Origin of the sequence: Clostridium sp. CM028, from assembly GCF_030585565.1 — a bacterium.
GTDB lineage: Bacteria > Bacillota > Clostridia > Clostridiales > Clostridiaceae > Clostridium_AD > Clostridium_AD estertheticum_B.
Genome location: NZ_CP077766.1, coordinates 2,749,747 through 2,774,974, shown reverse-complemented (window position 1 = coordinate 2,774,974; position 25,228 = coordinate 2,749,747). Strand labels below are relative to the sequence as shown.

Annotated in this window: 21 protein-coding genes and 2 pseudogenes; 5 read left to right on the top strand and 18 right to left on the bottom strand. The window is 29.9% G+C overall.

Features of this window, described 5'->3' with window-relative positions; all coding sequences use genetic code 11:
- Positions 1 to 206 precede the first annotated feature (206 nt).
- The 3 genes from KTC94_RS13095 to KTC94_RS13085 all read right to left on the bottom strand — a co-directional run bounded on the left by KTC94_RS13095 (position 207) and on the right by KTC94_RS13085 (position 2,410).
- On the bottom strand, positions 207 to 1,502 hold the full coding sequence (locus KTC94_RS13095) for a sensor histidine kinase (protein WP_220319806.1): 1,296 nt from the start codon (positions 1,500 to 1,502) through the stop codon (positions 207 to 209).
- A gap of 127 nt (positions 1,503 to 1,629) precedes the next feature.
- Positions 1,630 to 2,259, bottom strand: a complete 630-nt coding sequence (locus KTC94_RS13090) for an accessory gene regulator B family protein (protein ID WP_220319805.1) — start codon at positions 2,257 to 2,259, stop codon at positions 1,630 to 1,632.
- Position 2,260: 1 nt separating this feature from the next.
- Entirely contained in the window at positions 2,261 to 2,410 is a 150-nt protein-coding gene (locus tag KTC94_RS13085) for a cyclic lactone autoinducer peptide (protein WP_220319804.1), read from the bottom strand.
- Between the two features lie 259 nt (positions 2,411 to 2,669).
- Between KTC94_RS13085 and KTC94_RS13080 the strand changes: the two genes are divergently transcribed.
- Positions 2,670 to 3,395: a LytTR family DNA-binding domain-containing protein gene (locus KTC94_RS13080; RefSeq protein WP_220319803.1), complete on the top strand. Its 726-nt coding sequence runs from the start codon at positions 2,670 to 2,672 to the stop codon at positions 3,393 to 3,395.
- 61 nt (positions 3,396 to 3,456) lie between these two features.
- Here the strand turns inward: KTC94_RS13080 and KTC94_RS13075 are convergent, their stop codons facing one another.
- The 8 genes from KTC94_RS13075 to KTC94_RS13040 form a co-directional block, all read right to left on the bottom strand.
- Positions 3,457 to 3,600 carry a hypothetical protein gene (locus KTC94_RS13075; protein ID WP_220286332.1) on the bottom strand — a complete coding sequence of 48 codons (144 nt, stop codon included), beginning with the start codon at positions 3,598 to 3,600 and terminating at the stop codon, positions 3,457 to 3,459.
- A 13-nt stretch (positions 3,601 to 3,613) separates the two neighbouring features.
- Complete coding sequence (locus KTC94_RS13070) at positions 3,614 to 5,617, bottom strand: FtsX-like permease family protein (protein WP_220286331.1); 2,004 nt, start codon at positions 5,615 to 5,617, stop codon at positions 3,614 to 3,616.
- A complete protein-coding gene (locus tag KTC94_RS13065) occupies positions 5,604 to 6,371 on the bottom strand; it encodes an ABC transporter ATP-binding protein (RefSeq protein ID WP_220286330.1) in 768 nt (255 codons plus the stop codon). The genes KTC94_RS13070 and KTC94_RS13065 overlap by 14 nt, the downstream gene beginning before the upstream one ends.
- A 358-nt stretch (positions 6,372 to 6,729) precedes the next feature.
- Positions 6,730 to 7,980, bottom strand: a complete 1,251-nt coding sequence (locus KTC94_RS13060) for a hypothetical protein (protein WP_220286329.1) — start codon at positions 7,978 to 7,980, stop codon at positions 6,730 to 6,732.
- 751 nt (positions 7,981 to 8,731) lie between these two features.
- A complete protein-coding gene (locus tag KTC94_RS13055; RefSeq protein ID WP_220319802.1) occupies positions 8,732 to 11,365 on the bottom strand; it encodes an ABC transporter permease in 2,634 nt (877 codons plus the stop codon).
- Positions 11,362 to 12,045 (bottom strand): ABC transporter ATP-binding protein, encoded by a 684-nt coding sequence (locus KTC94_RS13050; protein ID WP_220319801.1) that lies wholly within the window; start codon positions 12,043 to 12,045, stop codon positions 11,362 to 11,364. Before KTC94_RS13050 ends, KTC94_RS13055 begins: the two co-directional genes overlap by 4 nt.
- Before the next feature lie 144 nt (positions 12,046 to 12,189).
- Positions 12,190 to 13,395: a sensor histidine kinase KdpD gene (locus KTC94_RS13045; RefSeq protein WP_220319800.1), complete on the bottom strand. Its 1,206-nt coding sequence runs from the start codon at positions 13,393 to 13,395 to the stop codon at positions 12,190 to 12,192.
- A 7-nt stretch (positions 13,396 to 13,402) separates the two neighbouring features.
- Positions 13,403 to 14,068, bottom strand: a complete 666-nt coding sequence (locus tag KTC94_RS13040; RefSeq protein WP_220319799.1) for a response regulator transcription factor — start codon at positions 14,066 to 14,068, stop codon at positions 13,403 to 13,405.
- A gap of 674 nt (positions 14,069 to 14,742) precedes the next feature.
- On the opposite strand from KTC94_RS13040, the pseudogene KTC94_RS13035 reads away from it, so the two are divergent.
- From KTC94_RS13035 to KTC94_RS13025, 3 genes and pseudogenes are all read left to right on the top strand, one after another.
- Positions 14,743 to 14,927 (top strand): annotated as a pseudogene (locus tag KTC94_RS13035) (transposase); the annotation flags it as partial.
- Positions 14,928 to 15,044: 117 nt separating this feature from the next.
- The gene (locus KTC94_RS13030) at positions 15,045 to 15,293 is read left to right on the top strand and encodes a hypothetical protein (RefSeq protein ID WP_220319798.1); all 249 of its coding nucleotides are present in this window, start codon (positions 15,045 to 15,047) and stop codon (positions 15,291 to 15,293) included.
- A gap of 15 nt (positions 15,294 to 15,308) precedes the next feature.
- Positions 15,309 to 15,503: a hypothetical protein gene (locus KTC94_RS13025; protein WP_216302458.1), complete on the top strand. Its 195-nt coding sequence runs from the start codon at positions 15,309 to 15,311 to the stop codon at positions 15,501 to 15,503.
- A 59-nt stretch (positions 15,504 to 15,562) separates the two neighbouring features.
- On the opposite strand, the pseudogene KTC94_RS17790 reads toward KTC94_RS13025, so the two are convergent.
- The 3 genes and pseudogenes from KTC94_RS17790 to KTC94_RS13005 all read right to left on the bottom strand — a co-directional run bounded on the left by KTC94_RS17790 (position 15,563) and on the right by KTC94_RS13005 (position 18,184).
- Positions 15,563 to 16,157 (bottom strand): annotated as a pseudogene (locus KTC94_RS17790) (helix-turn-helix domain-containing protein).
- Positions 16,158 to 16,780: 623 nt separating this feature from the next.
- On the bottom strand, positions 16,781 to 17,104 hold the full coding sequence (locus tag KTC94_RS13010) for a hypothetical protein (RefSeq protein ID WP_216302426.1): 324 nt from the start codon (positions 17,102 to 17,104) through the stop codon (positions 16,781 to 16,783).
- Between the two features lie 462 nt (positions 17,105 to 17,566).
- Positions 17,567 to 18,184, bottom strand: a complete 618-nt coding sequence (locus KTC94_RS13005) for a VanZ family protein (protein ID WP_220319797.1) — start codon at positions 18,182 to 18,184, stop codon at positions 17,567 to 17,569.
- 286 nt (positions 18,185 to 18,470) lie between these two features.
- On the opposite strand from KTC94_RS13005, the gene KTC94_RS13000 reads away from it, so the two are divergent.
- Entirely contained in the window at positions 18,471 to 18,776 is a 306-nt protein-coding gene (locus tag KTC94_RS13000) for a hypothetical protein (RefSeq protein ID WP_216302424.1), read from the top strand.
- A 170-nt stretch (positions 18,777 to 18,946) separates the two neighbouring features.
- On the opposite strand, the gene KTC94_RS12995 is transcribed toward KTC94_RS13000, so the two are convergent.
- From KTC94_RS12995 to KTC94_RS12980, 4 genes are all read right to left on the bottom strand, one after another.
- Positions 18,947 to 19,612 (bottom strand): SdpI family protein, encoded by a 666-nt coding sequence (locus KTC94_RS12995; protein WP_216302423.1) that lies wholly within the window; start codon positions 19,610 to 19,612, stop codon positions 18,947 to 18,949.
- The gene (locus KTC94_RS12990; protein ID WP_216302422.1) at positions 19,596 to 19,895 is read right to left on the bottom strand and encodes an autorepressor SdpR family transcription factor; all 300 of its coding nucleotides are present in this window, start codon (positions 19,893 to 19,895) and stop codon (positions 19,596 to 19,598) included. Before KTC94_RS12990 ends, KTC94_RS12995 begins: the two co-directional genes overlap by 17 nt.
- A gap of 439 nt (positions 19,896 to 20,334) precedes the next feature.
- Positions 20,335 to 23,952, bottom strand: coding sequence for an AAA family ATPase (locus KTC94_RS12985; protein WP_220319796.1), 3,618 nt, complete (start codon positions 23,950 to 23,952; stop codon positions 20,335 to 20,337).
- Entirely contained in the window at positions 23,933 to 25,192 is a 1,260-nt protein-coding gene (locus KTC94_RS12980) for an exonuclease SbcCD subunit D (protein WP_220319795.1), read from the bottom strand. The genes KTC94_RS12985 and KTC94_RS12980 overlap by 20 nt, the downstream gene beginning before the upstream one ends.
- Positions 25,193 to 25,228: the final 36 nt, after the last annotated feature.

Genomic DNA, 25,228 nt, shown 5'->3' with positions numbered 1-25,228 from the left:
GGGAGTATAAATCTCCTTCTGAAGTCGTTAATGTGCAGCTCCGCAGGAGATTATTTAATGTAAATAAAATTCAACGCTTTTATATATAACAATGATATGAATAAGAAAAAAAACAATCCCCACTGCATAGCAGTAAGGATTGGTTCCATTGATGTTACAATGAATTTATACAAAAAGTCCACTCACTTTAGGTGTGGCAGTTTCAGTTATTTATTACTTACAGTAATTTCTTGAATGAATTGTACATCAGATATTGATGTATCTAATGAAATATTTTTATATTTACCTATCATATCTTTACAATTACTTAGTCCGAGTCCCCTATTTTCGCCTTTGGTAGAGAATCCTTCTTTAAATAGTTTAGATAAAGCAGGGATATCGCCTTTAAAGGTATTTGCTACAACTAGGATTACAGAACTGATTTTGTTTATTAATGCAACATCAATTACTTTCTTTTCACTTTCTAAGGCTGATTCAATAGCATTATCCAAAATTATTCCTAAGCATCTACTCAAATCTATTATATCCATCTTAATAATTGTTATAGGTTCTACTATATCAATTATTATATCTATCCCTAATTCTTGAGCCCGAATTACTTTTCCTGATATTAACCCTTTAATTTGAGGTAATTTTATATTTTTTAACAGACCAAGTTTATAATTATTTTTATTCATTTTGTTATTTAAAGGATAAATATTTTTATTAAAATGTTCTTCTAAACCTTTAATATCCTTTTCTTCAATAAACGCTGCCATAGATGATATTATATTTATATAGTCATGTCTAAATTTACGCATATCCATATATAGATTTTCTAAGTTATTAGTGTACTGCTCCAGATTATCTAACTGAATTTGTTTATATTTGAATTTCGCTTCTTTCTTTAGTACAAAAAATAGAGAGATACATATAATTATCATGATAGACCCATATACTACAATTGGAAGTGTGGTTTTTTCTGATATATAACCATCATCATAAAAATTAACCCAATTATAAATTACATAAAATAAACCAAATGAAAGTACTAACAGTATATTAATTAAAATAAAATATTTTGACTTACCATTTTCAAATATGAAGTCATTATATCGCATTAGTAATTTCCCTATAAATTTACTGAGGACATATACTATTAATGATATAATCGATAAAACACTATAATACACTAGAGTAGATAAAAAAATTTTTTCCCCAAATATTTTTGAGAATACGCTTGAAGTAAAATTATCTACAAATATTATTACTAAACACACTATTATTTGTAATATAAAACTCCTTATTATCTTGTTGTTCTTTTTGTAAAGAAAAAATACAGGTGTAAAATATACCGCTATTTGAGCTAGTCTAGGCTCAAATAAGAATAGCAATATATAAATAGATACTATAGTAACTATCATAATAACATATTCTTTAATATTAAATTTATATGGGCTAATATTTCTAAAGGTAATTAACATTACAATTACTGATAATAGCACCTTAAAATGGTATTCCATTATTATTAACCCCCATTATTTCATAGTAAAAACATACATTTCAATTATAGTCTAAAACATACATAAATTGCAATAAATAAAAAAACACTCACAATATAGGAATAATCCCATGTTATGAGTGACTCAACTAAATAAGTTCATATTTTTCATAATTATTATAACTACTTTTCAATAATTTATATGTACAAGGTAAGATACTTAAACTTTGAAGGAGTAACGCGAACATTGTTAAATTAAATACAACCTTATTTGATAATAATAGATTTATAAATATAAAAACTAAAGCTGTTACTGTTGCCTTAATTTTAAGTTTTTTTCTATGTTCTTTTTTTAATATAGGACGATTTTCAGTATCTGCTGGAGAATATTTATATAATATTACTGTACAAATAATACTTACTATACATGTTAAAGAAATACTTAAAGGATAGTTTAAAGTTATATAAGCACTGCCAATAAAAGTAATTAAGCTTACACTAGTACATCCTAAACTACTTTTCAAATGTATACCAGCTGCTGTTAATCTTAATGCTGCAAACATAATAAATAATATAAGTACTTCTTTTATCATCCCTATAAAAAATGCTACTATAGCTATAATTAACAGCTTACCTATATTTATTAATATAATTATAATTCCTAAATATAGTTTTTCAATTTCAGATGACTTTAAATTTAAATTATTTTTAAAGTAATTTAATAATTTAGTTGTTATAAATTCATAAAAATCAAAATGTAGTTTACTTTTTGTTCTCATTTTATTTATTACTTTTCAATAAATTAGTAGGTATCTTAGGCTCATAAAAAGCTCCTAAAATACATATATTTCCCGCATGAATTTCTCCTATTTTTATAAGACTTTTAGCTAACTTTTTTAAAAAAATACTGTTTTGATTTGAAGTTTTCATAATGAAAAGCCACCTTTCATAATTTAAATTCGTTCTCTATATATTTAGTATAACCTTTTATGTATGCATATTTCAAAAAAAGTAAAAATTACATTTATTAACCTAATAAACGCAATTTTAATCATAACATAAGTAAAATTCGCTTATTTTTTTATAAAAATTGAGCATAACTAGGTTATTTATGTTAAAATATTTTAATAAAGCAAAAATTTGTTTATAAGAAATATTTATTAAATATAATGACAAAAGGGGACAAACCATGCTAAAAATTTTTATTTGTGAAGATAATATAGTTCAAAAAGAGAAGCTAGAAAATATTGTAAAAGACATTGTGTTAATTGAAAATTATGATATGGAACTTAAGTTAAGTACTCATGACCCATATGAAATACTAAATACAATAGAGGATAAGAGCATTTCAGGTTTATATTTTTTAGACGTTGATTTACATTCTGATCTTAATGGAATTACATTAGCTGAAAAGATAAGAGAATATGATCCTCGAGGATTTATAGTCTTTGTAACTACCCATGCTGAAATGAGTTATTTAACCTTTTTATATAAAGTTGAAGCTATGGACTATATTATAAAAGATAATTATACTAATATACAACAAAGAATAAGTGAATGTATGAAAAATGCTCACGATAAATACAAAGCTAAATCCTGTGAACTTCAAAAAGTATTTTCTATTAAAGTTGAAGATAAGATCATTAATGTTGATTTTAATGAAATCATCTTTTTTGAAACATCTACAACTATACATAAAGTAATCTTATATTGTAAAAATAGGCAAGTAGAGTTTTATAGTAAAATGAAAGAATTAGAAGATAGACTAGATGATCGATTTTGTAGGTGTCATAATTCCTTTATAGTTAATAAAGATAACGTTAAAGAAATAGATAGAAAAAAGCGTATTGCATATATGATAAACGGAGAAGAATGTCTTATATCTACTAGAGGTATAAAGACTCTAATAGGTTAAATCATCTCCTGCCTTTGCCTTTTCTGGCCTTCTAATTTCTTCCATAATTTTACCTACATATTTATTTGTTTTTCTTACGTTCGATAATCCTCACAACAATAACTATAGCAATGATTACTACAGTTCCTCCAATGACTGGCGACCACCATTTAATAGTTTGAATAATTCCTTCAGATACTCCTAAATTTAATAAAAAATTTCCCATATTATCCTCTCCTTTATTTTATTTTTTGTTCGATAATAATTTGTTTTGCATTTTCGTAAGTTGCAATGAAGTACACCATATACAATGCGATAATAATTGCAAAACTAGGCAACATATTTGCTCCAATAGACATTTGAAGAGTTAACTCCACTTTCTCTATTACTGATTTAGTAATAAACGTGGATAAGACCATTGACATAATGAGTGGCACAATAAAGTAAATTCCAATCTGTAGAAACAATGTTCTGCGAATCATTTTCCCATCAGCACCTATATTGGCTAATGTTTGATATCGTTCCTTGTTATCTTGCGTTTCAGTTAATTGTTGAAGTGCCAGTACTGCCAAACAAATTATAATAAGCACAAGACCGACATAAGTACATACAAATCCAAGAACTCCATATGTTCCAAAATACGCATTCTCCATAAAATCTTTTGTTATGAAGTAAATTTTCCCATCAATATATTCATCACTCCATACTTTATTCATCTGTTCGTACAATAGATTTCTATTCGCATCTGCCTTATAAATACCGTTTAATAAATATGATTCTGGTATTAACTTTGTAGCAATTTCATCTGGTACAATAATTGTTCCCTTATCATTTGCACCTATGGGTTCAATTAGTGCAAATGTCTTTTTTATAGGCTCTGCTCTTTGTGGTGTTAATTCTTGACCAGAAACTGTAATCTTCCCATTGCTTTTTAAAAAATGATCTACATAAGGCATTGTGTTCTTGTACGTTGCATTTATAAGATATTGGTTTTTAGATAATCTAATTGGCTTCTCCTTTTGAAGGACCATTTGTTTATTAAAGTCCGTCTCTGACATAAAGGCAACTTTAGATTTTGGCAAGTCCTTATCAACAGTAGCTAATTTCACGACTTGCCCCGTAAACATATCTCCATAGGTATAACCCGCAACATATAGAATGCTCTCAGAATAATCCTTCAAATTATCTTGCATATGAATTCCATCTTTTTTGGATTTCTCTAGCGGAGTTACTTTACTCTTATTCACAGGCAACATAATGGTAACATCATAAGGTGTAGATCGCTTCGCTATATTCTTCATTTCACCAATAAGGCTAAACCCTGTGCCAAGCACTACAAGCGAGCACAAAAGCAATCCACTAATAACTGTGATAACAATATAATTTGTCTGAAGCTTGCTACCAATTTGTCTAAATAAGAATGGATTCAATCCATGAAAGTACATACGTTTATTTTTTTGAACAAACGAAATCATTACACTAGACGCGGTATAATAAAATAATAGAATACTAACTCCTATAAGTACCATAACTTTAGGCAGCGTTGTTTGGTTAAGTCCAGTACTTGAAAGTATGTATGCACCTAAAATCATACAAATTGCTGATGTAACAAATAATAAAAATGAAATCAATTTATTATGAACTCGCAATTCTTGATTCTTTCTGTCTGCTGTCAATAAATCAATTAATTTTACTTTAAAAATCGAACGCGTGTTAAATATCATAACAACCACAAAAATAATAGCAAAGTTAATAATTGTATCTTTTATAGCCGGAACAGATATAGACAACTGAAATGAAGACATGTCAGTTCCAAATAATTTTAATGCTATTATTGAAAGTCCTTGAGACAATATCACCCCTATACCTAATCCAATTACTAAGGAAAATATACCAACCAAAACAATTTCCCCCACAAAGATAGATGAAATGCGCCACTTGTTCATGCCAAGTGTCATATACATTCCCATTTCTTTCTTTCTTCTTTTCATAATAAACTGATTTGCATATAGTACAACAAAAGCAAGAATCACAGCAATAAGTTTTGATATAAGTCCTATATATTGAGTCAAAATATTGCTAAACATTTTCATTACAGACGATAATTTGCTTAATCCTGGTTGGGATGCTACTGAATTAAATGCATAAAATAAACTAACCGCCAGGGCCAATGTCAAAAAGTAGACCACATAGTCTTTAATACTCCTACGTACATTTTTAAAAACAAGTTTAAAAAACATCATCAGCCTCACCTCCTAAGACAGAAACAACTTCCATGATGCTATTAAAGAAGGTTTTTCGGTCATGACTGCCTTTATATAACTCATTGAATATTTTTCCATCCTTAATAAAAATGATCCTTTTACAAAAGCTTGCATTATACGCATCATGAGTTACCATAAGGATTGTGGCCTCTTGATTACGATTTAAATCTTCCAAACTTTTTAATAGCATTTTTGCAGATTTACTGTCAAGCGCTCCTGTTGGTTCATCTGCTAAAAGTAAAGATGGATGAGCCACCATAGCACGAGCTGCTGCCACTCTTTGTTGCTGTCCTCCAGACATTTCATAAGGATACTTATTAAGTACTTTCTCTATATTTAAAGCCAAAGCTACATTATCTATTTCTTGTTTCATTTTATTCACAGGACAATGATTAATGGACAATGCTAATGATATATTCTCATATGCTGTCAATGTGTCCAATAAATTATAATCTTGAAATATAAATCCCAATTTTTCACGACGAAATTTGGAAAGCTTACTTCCACTTAAAAGAGTGATATCTTCTTCATCTACATATACATGTCCTGATGTAATAGTATCGATGGTAGAGATACAGTTAAGTAATGTGCTTTTCCCACTTCCACTAGAACCCATTATCCCCAAAAATTCACCTTTATTAACTTCAAAAGAAACACCATTTAATGCATGTGTAACTTTACCTTTATTTCCATATACTTTTTCGATATCTTGAACTTTTAAAATTGTATTCATCTTTATCACTCCTCTTGTTTTATCTCTTATACTACTTTATCATTTTTCTATTTTTCAACTATCGATTAACCTTACCGTAGCATTACCATTTTGTAAGGTTTCATCACCAAATGTGATAAATCCGCTCCTATATATTTAGTATAACTTTGTCAGCATCTATTTTTATAAAAAAGTAAAAACGTTATTCATTCACCTCACAAATGTTATTTGTAACCTATCATTTGTAACATCTGCTTGTTTTTTTGTAAAAGTTAAATAATCTTCTTGGTCGCTGCGATATCAAGAAAAAATAAGGAGTTGTTACAGAATGGTTTTATTCCATTTGCAACAACTCATTTATTAATCTTTATTTTCTATACTAAATTGAAACTGGTTCCAATATTACAGAATGTAATAGGTCCAGACTCTTATTAAAAATAAACTCTAACATTATCTCATCTTTATTAGAGCTATAATTAATTCCACCTTTTAAATCCATTAAATCATCATCTGCGATGCTGCAATCAAAGACTTCAGAGGGATATTTAGACTGCCACTGAGGTTTTATTTTTGTTGTAGCATGTGAACCCCACTTATAGAAGTGGGAGACTTCCTTCTGAAATGTCGTTGAAGCAAATAATTTTGTATTTTTTTGAATAACTTTATCTAATTCTATATAATCTAACTTCATAGAATCATTTAATAGATATAATAATTTTAACATTTCATAATATTCATCATTATATATTTGTTTTTCCTCATCATCATTTACATACGTTAATAAGGAATTTACTGACTGTTTAGTTGCTTGAAAATAATATTTGTTTGCTGTTACCTTCCCAATATATGCAAAGAATATTGCTATATAAATATTTTTATATTTAATAGCTTCTAATCTTTCATCAATATACCCTATCCACATTAACTCTAAACCATTTTCACCAAATCCAATTGTAGCATTTTCAATTAATAAATCTAAAAATTCAGTACTTGCACTAATAAACTCATCATAATTATCTTTACAACATATTACTTTTCCTAATAACTCATTTTCAATGAGATTCTTGCTATATTTTAATTCAATAAATTGAAGTTGTACTTTTAGATCATGGGGACTTAAAAGCTTTATATCTTTAATTAAATTTGAGTGAATATTCTTGGGCTCACAATTTTCCAGAAAATTTATTAAATTTATCTTTTCATTTATAATTGTTTTATAAACTAACTCAAAGCCTTTTTTTAGTTCATTCAAATTTTCTCTAGTAACACTCACAACTTCTATAGGTAAAACTTCTTTATTATATGTTGATTTTAATATTATATCAGCAATAATATTTTCAGATGTTGGTTTTTTCATATAATTTTCAGCTATCTTGTTTACTGGTGAATTTATAATATAAAAGGTTTCTTTAGCATATTTTATATTTTTTCTTTGTAGATTATTAATATTTACAATGAAAAAAACCATAAGTAATTTACCTGCTTCATAAAACATATTATTATCAACTTTAGATACAATCTCTTTACTATTCGTAACTGATACTTTCAAATCCAGCTTACAGTTATTGCTAATAAAGTCCTTTAATAATAATGTATTAAGTAATAAATCATTACTAATTCGTTTTTTCATTTAATCATCTCCTTTCCTATAATCAAATCATCTCCTGGGTTACTGGTATATTAATGATTTTTATTTATCTTATAGTTAATCATACAATAGATTCATATATACTTTTTAATTTTATAATAATTGATTGATTTTTAATAAGAAAAGCCCTGTTTTTTAACTTTTATTGATATAACATCAAATTATAAATATAAAAAGTTAAATTACTTTCTAACGTTTTTAATCATGGAAGCAAGCCTCACCGGAGCTGTCAAATAAATAATCACCCATATTGCTATAATGCTGTTCTTGCAGTAGTATCAATTTCCTATGCTTCAAGTATTCGTATGAGTGCTACTAAAAGAAGTTATTATTGTTTAAATTATAACGGAACTTGGAAAACTGAAATTAGATATGTATCAGATGTATATGCTGATAGAAACTGGAGTAATCATCTCAAAACATTTACAAAAGAAACTTCCAGATAGTTTTGGGGGTGGAAAATAGTAAATACCGCATTATTCAGCAAAATGAATAGTGCGGTATTTATTATTTTTTGCGGTGCCGTATTGCAATAAAAACATGCCATATGGGGTTAAATCTTTTAAATGTCCATTTTGATTTAAATTAAATTTATATTCTCCTAAAAAATTTATATACTTCCATCCAAGTCGTGATATATTATTTAAGAAACTTTTATCAAATCCACCATTATACTTTAGATGATCAATAGCTTTATTTAAATAAACACAATTCTAAATTGTTATTGCATTGATTATACTATTTCGTCTTTGATTGATTCTATTACATTACTTTTTTTAACGCCTGTTGAAGAAATCTCATACGCCAAAAATATAGATGCAATTATAAGCATAGCATACGTTAAAATTGGTACAACTGGAAAAACAGATATAAACTCAGACCATGTGATTAACGTTAATCTTAACATATACCAACAAATAAATAATACTATTGGTATGCTAACAATAATTGGTGTTAATGCAAAAAACAAACCTTCTATCATCAACATCTTATTTAATCCTTTTGGTGTTAATCCTACTGCTCGAAGCATAGCAAATTCTCTTTTGCGCAGTCTAAGATTATTCGAAATGGTAGAAAAAGCATTAATAATGCCTATTAATCCAAACATTATGGCTACAGAAAAAACACCAATAGAAATGGCTTTTTGACTCAGTTTGTCATTATTTTTTTCTTCGAGTAGACTCCATATACTAAAATCTTCGGATCCAAAATAAGAACTGCAAATTCGAGTTAGTTCTTTCTTCACATGTGGGCTAGCCTCATCACCAACCAATAAATCAATTGACATACTATTAGATTCAAGCATGCTCTCTGGCATAAAATTACTAACTATTTGCTGATAGTTTTTCATAGGAACTATATATGCTAAGCTGTATCCACCCATTTCTATTTCAGAGGGAGAAATCTCTGTAACATGGCCCACTTGAGCATTAAATTTATAATTTGTATTCATATCATTTTCTATTTTTTCGTTTATTACTAGCTTATCGCCTTCTTTTATATTTAACAATGGTATTTTTTGTATGGTTTTTGTATTCTCTGATACATAATTTGTGCTATCTAACAATACTCCTTTTGTCACACTATCCTTATAATATGATTCGTCATCAGCACCAATTTTTTCACAATACTTTTTAAAAGATTTATCGCTTAATCCAACTAAATTTGTTATAATTCTATGCTTTCCATTCTTACTATATATATTATGTTTGGAGGGTACCTTAGCAAATCCTCCATATTTAGCAAAAACATCTGACTCCTGTTTTGATGTTACATAAGTTGAAGTACGTACCTGTCTTCTAATGACACTATCTTTAACTTCAGGCAGAGAAGTAACTTCATTTATCATCTTATCACTTGGTTTATCAATCATTTTTAGGCTAATCTTCATATCATGAGTAGGTATTTCAGCGTTTTTAGAATTGACTAAATTGAAGATGGCTATAATGTTCATATACCCCGCTATTAAGATAAAACACATTGAAAGAGACAATACAGCCGTACGCAAAGCCTTTTTGTTAGCTGAAAATTGTGATATTGCTAGTTCACCTTCTATACCAAATATTTTTTTGATTATTAAGTGGGCTTTTTGTTTTTTTAATTTTACTTTGGTACTATTCTGACGTATTCCAGTAATAGCAGATACTTTCATCATTTTTCTTGCAGGAATATATGCTGAAACTAAAATAGTAATCAATGAGATTATGATGGAAAAACCAACTACTACCCATGAAAAAGAAACATATGCATTCCTATAATCTTCTGTAACACTAAGAATTTTATTAACTTTAGAAAACACAATATTACTAAATATATATCCTATCATGATACCAATTGGTAATTGAATAATCCAGAGTAAAAGTCCTTCATAGAGAACAGAAGACTTAATTTGCCTTGGAGTTGCTCCTAAACTTTTCAGAATACTTAGTTCCTTAATCCTGCTGTTAGCAGATAAAGAAAATGCATTATAGATAATAAGAATAAATGACCCCATAACTAGTAACATAATTGTTATTGCCATTGCTATCATCATAATGATTTGAGTGTTTGCACCACTTTTATCGCTAATCCCATATAAAGTTAATAAAGGCGTATTATACCTAACTGGATACTCTCCATGTTCATTTTTGGTTAATCCCGTAGATTTCGCAATCTGCGGTAATGTTTCATAGATTGTGCGAGGGTTCACAAAACGCATATAAACCGTAAGTTCATCTTCCGGCTTGATGCGCGAAGTATCCAAGTATCCCATGGCGATATATCCGGGGTATGCAGAACTCGCGGAAATATCCAATTCTCCAACTATGGTATATATATTAGTTTCTGTTGTCTTAAACTTCTCGCCTGATTGTTTGTAATCATTAGGTCTAATTAGTTCACTACCAAGCATTCGATTACCGGTAGGAAGAGTCAACTTATCGCCAATTTTATATGAAGGATTATCCGCGAAGAATAATTTTGATACAACAATTTCTCCGGATTTTTTAGGAAGTTTACCTTCAGTAAGAGTGTTTTTTAAACCCATGTCTAGCCAAAAATTTGTATTAGCATCTCTCAGTGATAGATACGGACGTTTTGTATTGGAAAGTTTAGCAGTAACCCACTGTCCTTTAATCATCGTGGATTCAACCTCGGGATTTTCTGTGACATATTTTAATTTATCACCAGATATAGGGTCGCCTAATTCCCCATTCCAATAACCTGTATTTTCAATTGTTGTGGTTAATTTTGTTTCCCATTTAGAATGTATAAATATACATAGTGAGCATAGAAGTGCTGAAGCAATTATAATAGCAACTAGTATAGAAATTGTATGTCGCTTATTCTTTTTCATATGGTTATATGTGTATTCATTCATAATTTTCATTTTTTAATTACCTCATCTGACACAATTCTACCATCCTCAATTGTAATCACTCTATCTGCTGATAATGCAATTTTTTCGTCATGCGTAATCAATATCATAGTCTGATTATACTCTTTATTTGAAACCCTCAACATCTCAAGAATAGCTTCTGTATTTGCTCTGTCAAGATTTCCAGTAGGTTCATCTGCTAGAATAATAGACGGTCTATAAATTAATGCTCGTGCTATAGCAACTCTTTGCTGCTGACCTCCCGAAAGCTGATTTGGTAGATGACTAAGCCTTTCGTTTAAACCAAGCATTTTTATAATTTTATCAAATTGTTCTTTTTTAGGTTTTTTACCATCCAGCAGCATGGGTAATAATATATTTTTTTCTACATTTAGTGTAGGAATAAGATTGTAAAATTGATATATTATTCCTACTTTTCGCCTTCGAAATAAAGCTAATTCAGTCTCATTCATTGATGAAATATCAGTGTCATCGATACATATTTTTCCTTTTGTAGGGTTATCCACTCCCCCTAACATATGAAGAAGTGTAGATTTTCCTGATCCACTTGATCCAATTATTGCAACAAATTGTCCTTTGCTTATCCTCAAATTTAAATTATCCAATGCAGTGACCTTTGTATCACCCATTCCATAGGTTTTTGTAAGATTTTCAGTTCTTAATATTTCCAAAATATTCTCCCCCTCTTTAATAAGGCCTGCTATCATAACATTTAGTTATTTTAGTCCTTATTTTCTTCTAACCCCATTATATCTTTGTTAAGTGACCGTTCGGTGACACTGCTTACAATCAATTCATTTCCTTCTGAAATGTAATTAATTTGAATAAAACTTAATTGTGAATCGCGCTCCCCCTGTTTTTTTATTTTCTGCTCGAATTTCACCGTTTTGTTTCTTAACTATAGATTGAGCAAGAGCAAGTCCAATCCCTACACTATCTTTGGCTGAATTTTCGCCTTTGTAAAATCTAGTAAATAAATGTGGTATATCCTTTTTATGAAATCCTTTTCCATTATCTTCAATAATAATTTGTGTGCAAATAGGGTTTTGTTCATACACTATGGAAATTTCACCTCCACATGGTGTATGTTCTACACAGTTTTTAACAACATTTAAGATGACTTCATTGTTCCAATAAAAATCTCCCATAAAAGCTACATCACTATCCTCTTGAATAGAAAGTTGTTGCTCCTTTTTTTCTATCATTAAGATTAATGGCTCAACAGCAGTACATACCAATTCATAAACATTAATCCATTTACATTCTAATGTTAAGGTTCCTACATCTAGTTTAGAAAGTATTAACAATGACGAAACCAAATGATTAAGACGGTATATCTGAGCTGAAATACGCTCAATATACAAAGCATCCTCCCCATTTATAGGCCTATCATCTAATAATTCAATCATAAGTGACATTGACGTAAGTGGCGTTTTCATTTGGTGAGAAATATCTGCAAGGTAATTTGTTAATTTTTCTTTTTCTTTCCTTTCTTTTTCTCTGGTTTCTCTAAGAAGCACAACTGTTTTATATAGTTCATCTTCTAAAATAGAGAATTCGTCTTCTTTCTTCTGAGGATTTATTCTATAATTTCCTTCGTTGATAGCGTAAAGATATTCTGCAAGATTATCGATACGTTTACGCTTTATATGATTTAGACCTATCAGAAATCCTCCAAAACAAAAAAAGAGTAAAGTGATTAAAAACAAAATACCAACCGTAACTATATTAAAACTTTTACGATTATTATAAGAACCATATAAAAAATCTTCACTATATCCATAGTGCTCTAATATTTTTTTCCCTTTATTAATTTCTGTTATATTATTAGTTTTTAGCGATGATATCAATACTTGTTCAATATTAGGATCAGCCTTAACACCAAACGCTATAATCTGTGCGGCTTTTTCATAAAAAATCTTCTCTGTCTGCTTAAAAATGAAATTTCCAAATATAACACAAAAAAATGTTATACATAAAAAACTAATAAACATCCATACAGTAAATTTCTTTTTATTCATATCCCTCTTACTCATCCAACCTATAACCTATTCCTCTCACTGTTTTAATAATTGTATTATTCGTAAGTTTTTGACGAAGACGCTTTATAGCTACTGATAATGTATTATCATTTACAAATTCCCCATCGATATCCCACAGTTTTTCCAATAAAACCCCTCGTGTTAAAGTACGGTTTTTATTTTCTAATAGATGCCTAAATAGATTGTATTCACCAATTGTAAGTTCTATTTCGAGATTATTTTTATATACCTTTGTTTCTGATTTAATCATTTTAATATTCCCACACCATAGAACATCTTCTTGTATCTGCTGTTTTACAGTTCTCCGCAAAACAGCCAATATACGAGAATGCAAAACACTTAATTTAAAAGGCTTGGTTATATAGTCATCCCCTCCAATATCTAGTCCTTTTACAATATCGCATTCTTCATCCCTAATAGTAAGAAAAATAATAGGAATGTCTTTAATTTCTTTTACATAGCGGCAAAAATCAAAACCTGACCCATCAGGTAAATTTAAATCTAGTAATATTATGTCAATGTCTGTTTTAAAAAGCTCTTTCCCTTTTTTTAAATTCTCTGCATGGATAACTTTATAACTATTTCTCAATAAAAATGACTTTATACCTAAAGCAATTGTTTCATCATCTTCAATCAAAAAAATCTTAAGCATTCTCTAACCTCCTTAACCTTTACATTTAATAATCACACTATTTTTCTTTTTAACTTTCAAGTATAAATAATTTTTCTACCGTAGTGTTTAATAGTATAGCAAGGTTCATAGAACATAACAACGCACCAAGAAATTTCCTCATAATAATGACTCCATAATGTAAAATTTTTTTTACAATTTTATTTTAAAAATAACCTAAACAAAATGTAAATAGTTTTATACTTTTGTTGATTGTAGTATAAAAATAATTTATAGATTAAGTGGCAGGATTCCCACCTGTTAGAATATACACCCTGTTGGGACGCACCGCGAATCGGTGCCATACCCCTAGTACATTTTAAAGTTATTATATTATATAAAAAAGCCATTCCCTTGCTAAAAACAAGTTAGTTAAATACATGAAAAAAGAGAGAAAATTAATCTCTCTTTTTATAAAATCCCATAACTTCTGACCTGCTAAATAATGTGCTTTTCTTTGATTTTTTAACAGGAATTAGCTTTGATTCTTTTAGTAACTGGCTGACGTATTGCCTTGACCTCCCAACAACATAAGTATGCCATATTCACTTTGCATATGAAAAGTGAATCGACAAAGTAATTTGTCTAAATAATGTCATAGTCAATTTCTTAAAGGATTATTATATTAAATAGAGAATTACTAAAGTATAATTTATGTATCTAAACTTCAAAAGGAATTGTCAAAGAAACAAAAAGGTAGTAGCAACAGAAAGAAAGCTAAAATAAAAGCAGCAAAATTACATAAAAAAATAGCTAATCAATAGCTGATGCTAGCTTCGCAGAATTTAGAAGAATATTAGAGTATAAAGCTAGATGGTATGGTAGAAAAATAATAATAGCAATGTAATAAAAGATATATTGTTAGAGAGGTTGGAATGACCTTGATAGCTTGAATAAACTTGTAGCATTAGCTATATTGATCAAGAAGCTCCCACCTCTTAGGTGGTGAGTAGTTCACTTGTACACTATATATAAGGAAAATGTAGGGGTGTTTGCAATGAAAGAAAAATATTTAGTACTAATTAACAGGGGTTACGATAAAGAAGACATATTCTATATGGGTGACAGCATCATAATTGCATATAAACGACTTAAAGAATTGCCTTATGCAAATAAAGAGATATTGTTTGCAAATGTTAAAATGGTCACTATGTTTAATAAATATGAATTGATTGAGAGTTATGATGTAATTAAAAAAATATCTTGATTTGGAGTGAGTAAAGTGGAAAAAAGCAAACGAACAATATACAATCAAAATTGGGAAGAAAAGAATAGGAAATATTCTAGTTATCTAAAGAGTAGGAGCAGTTGCAAATCATTTATACGCAATCACGCAACCATGGAAGACCTGGAATCAATAGAGCAGTTAATTTCAGAAAGAAAAAAAATATTATCAGATGAAGGCGAGAACAGTTAGTGTTCTTGTCTTTTTTTTACTATTCTGAATGTTTGCAACGATATATAAGAAAATTAGTCTTAGTCCAATAGAGATTTTATCCTAGGATCATTTTTGGCAAAATCAAGGGTTTTGTCTTTTTTAAATGCCCCTTTTACTAATCTTTCATATTTATCTTTGCCCCAACTGTTGGTCACATTAAATTTCATATGCTTATATAGTTTTGACTTCATAGCATCATCCATGCTACGTGCTTCATTTACCATATTTATAATCATTTCTATAGCTTTATCTTTATCCTGTTTTTCTTTTGCATACCATAAATCTAACTACTGATATCCAATATATCAACTCATCACAATTTGGATATTTTTTAATTAAATCACTGGCCTTTTCAAAAGCCTTTTGGAGTCCCTCTTTTGATGCCATTTCACCTACCTCTTTTGTAAGCTTTTTTACTTCTACATCTGTTAATTCCTCATTAAATGCCAATAATGTATTAACATCAATTTTTAAAACACGTGCAAGAGGTGCTAACAGTGCTATATCTGGGCATGATATTCCATTTTCCCACTTATTTACTGCTGGTGTACTTATATTTAAATAATTAGCAACTTGCTCTTGAGTAAGATTTTCCTTTTTTCTATAATTTCTAATAACCTCACTTATTCTCATAAAATTAACTCCTCCATTTTTTTGTACATTTAATTAAATTAGGACTTCGTTAATTAACTGATATCAAATCTATATAATTTAAACAATTGAAGAATTTTCATCTTTTATTCATAAAAATTAACTATTAGTTAATTTAATTTTCCTAATAAAAACATTTAGAATCTTACTTATGATACAGTATTTCCACTTGCAAGCATAGCCTTAACCATTTTATATCAATGGTTAAAGCTAAAAACAACCTCCGTTACTTATGATACGATTCAGCGTTCCTAATCATAATACTTTTTCGCCGTTAAGTCACCATATTTCTTAACTCAACAATACGCGAGTTAGCTAAAGCATTTGGTGCACACAATCCAGCTTCTAAAATAGCTTACTTTCTCCATAATATTGGAGTAATAAACCGAACGGAAATAGTAGCAACGTATTACCCAAAATCTAAGACGTTTCAAAACTAAATATGTATACAGTTATTTTTGAAACATCCTAATAAATCTACCGAGTATTTACTACTTGGTAGCTTTCTAATATCTTTTATACTTAATAAATCAATAATTTTTCACTCCTGCTTTCCTCTTTTTAATTCACCAAAATAATATGTTTACAAAAAACTAGTGCAAATTCTATTTGCACCAGTTTTTTAAGAACGAAATAGCATCTCCAAAATTTAACATTAGAAGTGAAAAAATAAGCATTTGCATTAAAACTTGTATTAAGTTTATATTTTTATTAAAGTGAGTTTTTTTAACTCCATAAGGGTTTTTGTGAATAAAGACATGGAAAGGGGTGTATAAAAAAAATATTACCACCATACCCATAAGATAATTTTTTGTTACATAGGATGAAGCTAGTATTAATACAAATGACATATGCAACCAGATCAAATATCCATAAAAAACCTGTTCTAAACAGAACCAGAAATATTTTACTATTTTACTTTTATCCATATAGTAAAAATCCCTCCTAACCATTAGTTTAACGTATAAATAACACTCTCTTATATTAACATTATATGGTAAATATTAATATAGTTGTATGTCTCTGCTTGAATTCCAAATATTTCTTAACTATATGTTTAGGCATTAGTTAAGCTCCTGGTGGTCCAGGAGCTTTTATTTCTTGTTCCTTATAGGAGTAGTGCCAACTAAGCTGTCATGAAGTGCAAAACAGTTAAATTTTAGTTAAATTTAGTTAAATTTTATTTAATGGCTATGTTAGACAATAATGATGATAATACATCTAAAATTGGCTTGTCCATTTAATACAAGCCAATAAACTTTTCCCTAATCATTATGAAATATAATATTTTATGATAGCTAAAATATTGTAAAAATACGATTAATGGATTATTTAAGGAAAACACGTATAGGCTACTAAAAATTATACTTATACATTCTGCCATAAAACATTTATTTACTATAACCTACATTCCTATGAATGCCATTTAGAAACTGTTTATTAATCAATTTGAGTACAATTTTCTTGTAAAACATATATCCTATCCAAGCACCGAATGTATTTAATATTATGTCATCAATATCAAATGACCTTCCGAAATTGCCTACATAGTAAGATAAAAGTTGAACAATTTCTATGCCTAAAGAAAACAAAAATGAAATTAAAATTGTATTTTTCATATTATCAAACTTTCTCCATAGTATTGGGAGTAATAAACCGAACGGAAATAGTAGCAACGTATTACCCAAAATATTCTTAATCCAAAATTTAATCATAAAACTTTGCATTTCGGGATTTTGCCTAATACTAGAAACATCCTTTACCGTATTAAAGACTGGTACAACATTTATTGAAACATTACCCTTTTGACCAGTCCAGTTTATAAATAAAGGGAATAAAGTTATTCCTATAAAACAGAGAATATAAAGAAAGAAAAGGTTTAACACAATCTCTCTTTTAATTGAAAATTGACCCTTACTGCGGTTTTTGAGAATTGAAACTACTCTAACCAGTACCCATATCGGTAGCATAATTATGAATAAAGCTTTAAATTCTAACATAATACCCATTTAAACTCACCCTTTCATTTGCTTTTTAAACATACTAAACTTATACCCTTATGGACTCATTCTAACACTTATCTAAGAACCAAAATTTAATTTTTTCTTTTGTTTCTTATACCAACTTTATAGTAAAAATAGTATAATTAAATAAATACTGTTAAAGCATCTCCTGAGGAGCTGAAGTATTAACTAATACATGCATATGTAAAACCACTTAAGGAAGTTGATAATGAGATAAATTCTCACATAGAATATTTCGGAAAATTTTCATTTAGAATAGGGAGATGATAATATGACCACGGTTTTATTATTTATATTTAATTTTATAGTTATAATCGGCTTAATAAATTTATTTTCAAGTAAAGTTAGTAAGTATGCAATTAACAAGTTTAATATTACCAATGATACTATTGACCATCTAAAAAAAATATTAATCAGATTTGTTATTATAATTATACCTTTAAACTTACTTTTTTCACCTATAATATTTTCTATATGCTCATCTACGATAACAGTTATAATAATTAGTATAACTGTTATCGTAGATGGAATATGTGTAATCTGTTTAACTAGTTATTCAAAATTACAAAAAAATTAAATAACTAAGTTACTAAAAGCTTATTCTCGTCCAAAAATAAATAGTTTGTATATTATACATTGAGGTCGTTAAGTTCAGCTATATGTCCATAGATCGTTATTAAGGCATTTAACCGTACGAAATACACAATTCTAGTAATTTTTTTATAGTATAACCTGCATGTTTCATCCTTATTTATCTATATTGCCAATCTTTTGGAAAACAACATATGAATATACAGTTGGCACAACTATAATTGCTACTACAATAATTATGAAAGCTATTCCATTGAAACTTATTCCTGTAATAGCTAATAATATATTTAGGATACCTCCTATAACCCATACTGGTGCAGCCATCCTATGAGTTTTTCTCCACACTTCTTCATTTGCTAAAGTCCAAGGATTTTTTATTCCTACAAAATAGTTGTATTTAATTCTTCCCATAACATTTCCTATTGAAATAAATAGCAATGAACCCAATATTGGTATAAAAACTGACTGATTTATTACAACTCCTGTAGCTATTAAAAGTGTAGTCACTTCTATACCAAGTAAAAATATAACTAGTAGGTACTTTAAATATTGATAAGTTGAATGAAACCCATCATAATTTTTTCTTTTAGGATCTATATAAGGAAGCAGAATAAATAATAAATAAATTCCTAAATTTATTAATGGAAGGCCGAAAGTTCCGAATAATTTGCTACCATAACCATCTATTTGCCCTTTATGATTCCAGTGTGTTGGTACTCTATCAGGGAGTGATGGATAGAAATATGCTCCAAGTGCAAACCCTAATACAATAAGAATTAAAATTAACCAATCTTTCTTCAAAATATTATTTATCTTTTTCATTTTCAACTCCTCCTTCATTAACATGTGCTGTATTAAAGAACCAATTAGTTACTTCCTGGAATACCGTAGTATCAAGCGAATAATAAATATATTGCCCCTTGCGCTGATCGGTTACAAGCAATGATTGCTTTAATGCATTAAGATGGTGAGAAATACTTGGCTTAGTCATATCAAAATGCTCTGCTATTTCCCCTGCAGTCAAATCACCATCTTTTAATAATAAAATAATTTTTCTCCTTGTTGGATCTGCAAGTGCTTTAAATGGTAAATTGAGAATTGACATATTAATTTCTCCTTTAATACAATTAGATATTTAAACAACAGTCTAATTGTATTGCTAATTTTTTAAAATGTCAATCTTTTCTTATTACAAATCCTATGCTATCAATATAGGTAGAATAATTATGAATAAAGCTTGTTGCTCCCCCCTTCAGTTCAAATTCCATACGCTTCATCCAAAAAGTTTTTAAGCCGGTAGGCTTTAAGTCTTCTCTCTCATTTCTTTTAGAACTTCTTGTCTAGAGTTCGCCTGTAAGTCACGTAGAATAACTACACATTAACAGTATGAACTTTCTCCGTAATGACTTGAAATAAGAGGTGAAAAGACAATTGAAATTTCATTTAGAAATTCTCCTTTTGCCAATATAAAATTATCGTGAGCCTGGCAGGAAGTCAGGCTAGCGAATTCTTATTTCAATTCATATAGGAGAAATTTCATACTCTTACGTATACTCTAGCTTTACCTTGCTTCCTCCCTGTCCCTGCTCTGACGGCGTAACTATTAGTTTTACAGGCACTCTACTGCGAAGCTCCTCCACATGACTTATTATTCCCACAGATAATGTACTTGAATGAAGTTTTTCAAGTGAGTTCATTACTACTTCTAGAAGATTCGTGTCTAGTGTACCAAATCCTTCATCTAAGAAGAAGAACTCTAGTGGAGCACTCCCTTTTAACTGAATTTGTGAAGACAGCGCAAGCGCAAGACATAGTGAAGTTAAGAAGGTTTCTCCACCGGACAATGTATTGGTTTCACGTCTTGTTCCTCCATTAAAATCATCCCTCATTACAAAGGCTCCATCAGAATCAAGCTCCAATGCGTAACGTCCTCTTGTTATGTCTTTTAATCGTTTTGAGGCTTCCATAGATATGTATTTTAGCTGCTTCATAGCAACATATTCCACAAATTTATTCCCTTGAATTAACGTGTCAATTTCTCTTAAAAGACTAAGCTTGTGTTCTATAGCGCTTCTCTTTATTATAAGGTTTTTAACTTCTAGTAGCTTTCTTTCCATTTCCTCAAGGGCCCTATATTGAGCTCCTATTGCTTTGGTTTTTTCTTCTAAAATCTTCCCAAGTACTTCTCTTTTTTCTTTTACCTCTTCAAAGAGTGTAGCGTCTATTTCTTTTCCATTAAGTAAATTTTCTACTCTTTGTAAATTATCTATTATGCTACGTTTAGATTCTTCATACTGTTTTATTTCTTTTTCAATTAGTAACAAGTCTCCTCTTGAAATTAAATAAAGACAAGCTATTTCAGCATTTTCAAAGGAATTTTCTTTAAGAGCTATGTCTAATTTTTTTTCTCCATCTTCTAGCATCTTTAAAAGCATTTCGCTTTTGTTTTCTTCACTGGTTTTTTGAGTGTCTAATCTTTGCTTTTCTATATTTTCTTTTTCTAAAATATCTTTTAAACTAGCCTCAATAGATGTTATATCCTTTATTTCATTTTTCACCTTCTCTATTTCAATTTTAGGTGTACGATCCATCTCGGGGGTAAATCCACAGAGTTCAACTATTTGGATAGTCAAACGGTCTATTTCTGCCTTCTTTTCCTTACCGCTGGTTTCTATTTCCGTTTTTGAAGTGGTAAGATCCCTTAAGCACTTGTCTACGTCAGATGCTTCCTTTTCTAATGTTACTAGCTCTACTCGAAGCTTCCTTGCCATGGCAGTTAGTTTTATTACCTCATTGTCTATATCTTTAAGTTGCTGAATTTTTTCCTTTATGGATACTGATGTTATACTACCACTTTGATTTTGCTTAAATGAACTCTCCTGATTAAGCAAATCTACTTTTAAAAGCTCATGCTTTTCGCGCAGCAGCTTTAATCTGCCTTCTGCAATAGACAACTCTTCATCTATTACTATTAGCGCTTCGTTTTCTTTTCTTAAACCTTCTCCAAGTTTTACTTCTTCCATATCTACTTTGCTTTTTTCATCACGTAGCTTATTTAGCTCTAAGTCTATCTCAGTTTTTTGCTTGTTGTAGACTTCTAAGTTTTCCTTAAATTGAATTAATGAGGATTCTCTTGCATCTTTCTCGCGGCGAAGCTCCTCAATGTTTATGTCGTGAAGCTTAACATTAACTATTTCTAATTGGCTATTTATATACTCCTCATCACTTATTAACCTCACAAGTTTTATTTGCTCTTTTTGATAATCTTTAGATAAATTTTCTAAGTTTAACTCTCCACTTTGCTTTAAACTTTTCTTACCTTCTAAACCAGTATTCACTATTAGCTCTGCTACTTTTGGATGATGCTCCGACCCACACACTGGACATAGTCTTGGCTTACCAAGTTCGTCTCCCTCTTTTAAACTAGAGGCTAAAACTGCTGCCATGTTAGCTTGTTCTACTTCCTTTATCTCACCTTCTATAATTTTAAGCTGAGCTTTCACACTTTCTATAGATTCTTCTGCATTTTTTAGATTTAACCTACCTTTTTCGGTTTCAATGTTAATATTTCTATATTTCCCTTGTAGTTCACCCTTTATTTTATGGTTTTCTACAGCTTTCTCTAGGGTATCCCGTAGCGAACTATAGGCCTCCTGTTTTTCTAGCAACAAATTATTATCTCCCGGGAAATTATTTGCTATTTTCTTACTTTTTTCTTCTAAAAGAACTAGTTTATTTTGTTTGCTTTCCTTAAGTATAATAGCTTCTCTATGCATTAACTTTGTGGTATGTGCACCCTTCTTTAAATCTTCCCCTTTTTTCTTAAGCTCTTGTACATTTTTCGTTGCGGCCGAAACTTCTAGTTCACTGTTATAGGCATTATACAATTTTTCTCTATATTCTGGTGGTATTTCTATTCCACTTAGTTTTTCTTCAGTAACGCCCAATTGATTTTCTATTTTCGACTTATTGGTAACAATAATTGCACTTTTTAGATTTTTCTCACTTATATTGCTTCTAATCTCTTTATGCTGTTTTAAAAGGATATCTTTTTCCCCCGCTAGATAGCTTATTTTCTCTTCAATATTCGTAGCTTGTTTAAGACTTACTTCCTTTTCAATTAAAATAGGAAGTTTATTGTTTTTATCAGTCCACGCTTTATCATAAGAAGTTTTTGTAATATTCAGCTTTTTACATACAACTAAAAAAGCACTGCTTAGTTTTTGAAGTGTATCCTTGTTTATCGCTAATCTTTTTTTAGTTTCATATACATTGTCAATATAGGGTTTTACATTTAATGCTGAACTTCCCCTCGTAAATTTTTCTTTTTTATTTTTTATTTCTGGTACTTGTTTATTTAAGTCAGCTTCTTTTTTTACATACTGGCTTTTTTCTTGTTGTAGCTCCCAGATAGTTTTATATTCCTCGTACTCTTTATCCACAGTTTTTTTATCAGCCTTAATTTGTTTTTCTTCCTGCTTTAAACCATCTAGTACGGATTTTATTTCATTATGGCCTTCTTCACCTACATCTTCATATCCCTTCATTTCCCCCTGAATCATAGTTTGAGTCTTTAGGTTTTCATTTCTAACTGATCTTATTTTTTCATAAAGCTTGGTACCGTATTTTTCTAAGGCAAATATTCGCTCTAGCATATTTCTTCTTTCTTTTCCTGTAAGCTTTAAAAATTCATTGAATTTACCTTGAGGTAACACGACTGACCTTGTAAAATCCTCAACTTTCAGTCCTATTATTTCTATGATTTTCGTGTCGATGTCCTTTGGTCCTTCTGCTAGTACCTTGTTTTCATCAGCATTTTCCTTATTTATTTCTATAAGCCTTGCATAAGCAGTTTTGAAGTTTCCAGTTTTTAATCTCTTTATGCTTCTTTCTGCTCTATATAGTTTTCGGGTTTCCCCTAGTCCTATTTCAAAATCGAAGCTTATTTCTACTACATTTGTTTCTGTGTTTACAAACTCTTTGGTGTCTCTGGATACTTTTCCATAAAGAGCTATGGTTATCCCATCTAAAATTGTGGATTTACCACTAGCTGTTGGACCGAAGATACCGAAAAGTCCTTTTTCCGTAAGTTTTGAAAATTCAATAGTTTGTTGCTGTACAAACGAATTTAGCCCCTTTATTTTAAGATTTACTGGTTTCATCTTTGGGTTCCTCCTCTTCATCTAATGCTATGTTTAAAAATAATTCCATAATTTCATCCGATGGCTCTAGCCCACCTTTTGCCTTTGTAAAATATTCTCTAAACATTTCCTCCATGGATTTTTCCCTTAGGCTTTCCTCTAAATCTGCTTCGCGTTCTATCCCCTCAAGTATTGGCTCTATGGAAACTATATCAGGTCTAAGTCTTTTCATTTCTTTTATGTTTTCGGTGCTTATTATTTCTTTTGTCTTTATTTCAAGGTATACCCAAATGTTTCTTTCGCCCTCATTTTTGCATTTTTCTATCGCTTCCTCGGTGCTGTTACATTTCCATACTTCTATAGGCTTGTAGTTTCTAAACATTATTTGTGAGACTTCCGCTTCGCCCCCAGCTTTAACATCTACGAGGTACGCTCCCTTGCTATAGTTTATTTCGCTTTTGCTATATTGAATTGGGGATCCGCAGTATCTTATCATCCCCTTAGTTCCTGGCACTTTCTGTGGTCTATGAAGATGACCCAAGGCTGAGTACTGAGCTTTCTTTGGGAATTTAGATGGTGAAACTGAAAGACTTCCCCCTAGTTGTATACTTCTCTCTGACCCACTTTCCTCTCCACCCATAACATAGAGGTGTGACACTGCTAGGTTTACAGTATCTTCCCTATATTTATCAGATATATTTTCAAACAGTTCTCCTATTCTGTCAGAATAGCTTTTTTGCCTCTCTTCATCATTAATCTCTATTGAAAGTACTTCATTTAACCTTTTTTCACTTGGATAAGGTAGTGTTATAATAACTGCTTTTTCCCCTCTTATACTAAGCTCTAAGTACCCCTCGCCGCTTTCTATTATTTCAAAATCACACTTTCCGTCATTGTTAAATTCTCCAAATACGCCTTGCCTTGCTATACTCTTTGGTTCCCCTAAAAGTACCACCCCATGACCGTATGCAAGAGGGCTCGGCGCAACTAATCTTTCTGGATTATCATGGTTACCTGCCACAACTAACACTGCAGTTTTCCCGCTACTTGTTATATCCTTAAGTGTGCTATAAAACATTTTTTCAGCTCTTGCTGGTGGATTTCCATTGTCATAGATATCTCCAGCTATAAGTACTAAATCTATATTGTTTTTTTCAACTATTTCTATAAATTCTTCTAGAAATTCTTCCTGTTCCTCTAGTCTACTGTATTGCTCTAAAGTCTTCCCCAGATGCCAATCGGAGGTATGAAGTATCCTCATTTGTATCTCCCCTTTTTTAGGTTTTTCAGTTTCGCA

Excerpts from the sequence above, each read along its gene's own strand:
- KTC94_RS13060 (WP_220286329.1), bottom strand. The coding sequence starts at position 7,980 with ATGAAAAAACGAATTAGTAATGATTTATTACTTAATACATTATTATTA.
- KTC94_RS13040 (WP_220319799.1), bottom strand. The coding sequence starts at position 14,068 with ATGCTTAAGATTTTTTTGATTGAAGATGATGAAACAATTGCTTTAGGT.
- KTC94_RS13010 (WP_216302426.1), bottom strand. The coding sequence starts at position 17,104 with ATGGATAAAAGTAAAATAGTAAAATATTTCTGGTTCTGTTTAGAACAG.
- KTC94_RS12990 (WP_216302422.1), bottom strand. The coding sequence starts at position 19,895 with ATGTCAATTCTCAATTTACCATTTAAAGCACTTGCAGATCCAACAAGG.
- KTC94_RS13075 (WP_220286332.1), bottom strand. The coding sequence starts at position 3,600 with ATGGGAAATTTTTTATTAAATTTAGGAGTATCTGAAGGAATTATTCAA.
- KTC94_RS12980 (WP_220319795.1), bottom strand. The coding sequence starts at position 25,192 with ATGAGGATACTTCATACCTCCGATTGGCATCTGGGGAAGACTTTAGAG.
- KTC94_RS13080 (WP_220319803.1), top strand. The coding sequence starts at position 2,670 with ATGCTAAAAATTTTTATTTGTGAAGATAATATAGTTCAAAAAGAGAAG.
- KTC94_RS12995 (WP_216302423.1), bottom strand. The coding sequence starts at position 19,612 with ATGAAAAAGATAAATAATATTTTGAAGAAAGATTGGTTAATTTTAATT.
- KTC94_RS13000 (WP_216302424.1), top strand. The coding sequence starts at position 18,471 with ATGACCACGGTTTTATTATTTATATTTAATTTTATAGTTATAATCGGC.
- KTC94_RS12985 (WP_220319796.1), bottom strand. The coding sequence starts at position 23,952 with ATGAAACCAGTAAATCTTAAAATAAAGGGGCTAAATTCGTTTGTACAG.
- KTC94_RS13070 (WP_220286331.1), bottom strand. The coding sequence starts at position 5,617 with ATGATGTTTTTTAAACTTGTTTTTAAAAATGTACGTAGGAGTATTAAA.
- KTC94_RS13045 (WP_220319800.1), bottom strand. The coding sequence starts at position 13,395 with ATGAATAAAAAGAAATTTACTGTATGGATGTTTATTAGTTTTTTATGT.
- KTC94_RS13090 (WP_220319805.1), bottom strand. The coding sequence starts at position 2,259 with ATGAGAACAAAAAGTAAACTACATTTTGATTTTTATGAATTTATAACA.
- KTC94_RS13085 (WP_220319804.1), bottom strand. The coding sequence starts at position 2,410 with ATGAAAACTTCAAATCAAAACAGTATTTTTTTAAAAAAGTTAGCTAAA.
- KTC94_RS13065 (WP_220286330.1), bottom strand. The coding sequence starts at position 6,371 with ATGAATACAATTTTAAAAGTTCAAGATATCGAAAAAGTATATGGAAAT.
- KTC94_RS13005 (WP_220319797.1), bottom strand. The coding sequence starts at position 18,184 with ATGGGTATTATGTTAGAATTTAAAGCTTTATTCATAATTATGCTACCG.
- KTC94_RS13095 (WP_220319806.1), bottom strand. The coding sequence starts at position 1,502 with ATGGAATACCATTTTAAGGTGCTATTATCAGTAATTGTAATGTTAATT.
- KTC94_RS13055 (WP_220319802.1), bottom strand. The coding sequence starts at position 11,365 with ATGAAAATTATGAATGAATACACATATAACCATATGAAAAAGAATAAG.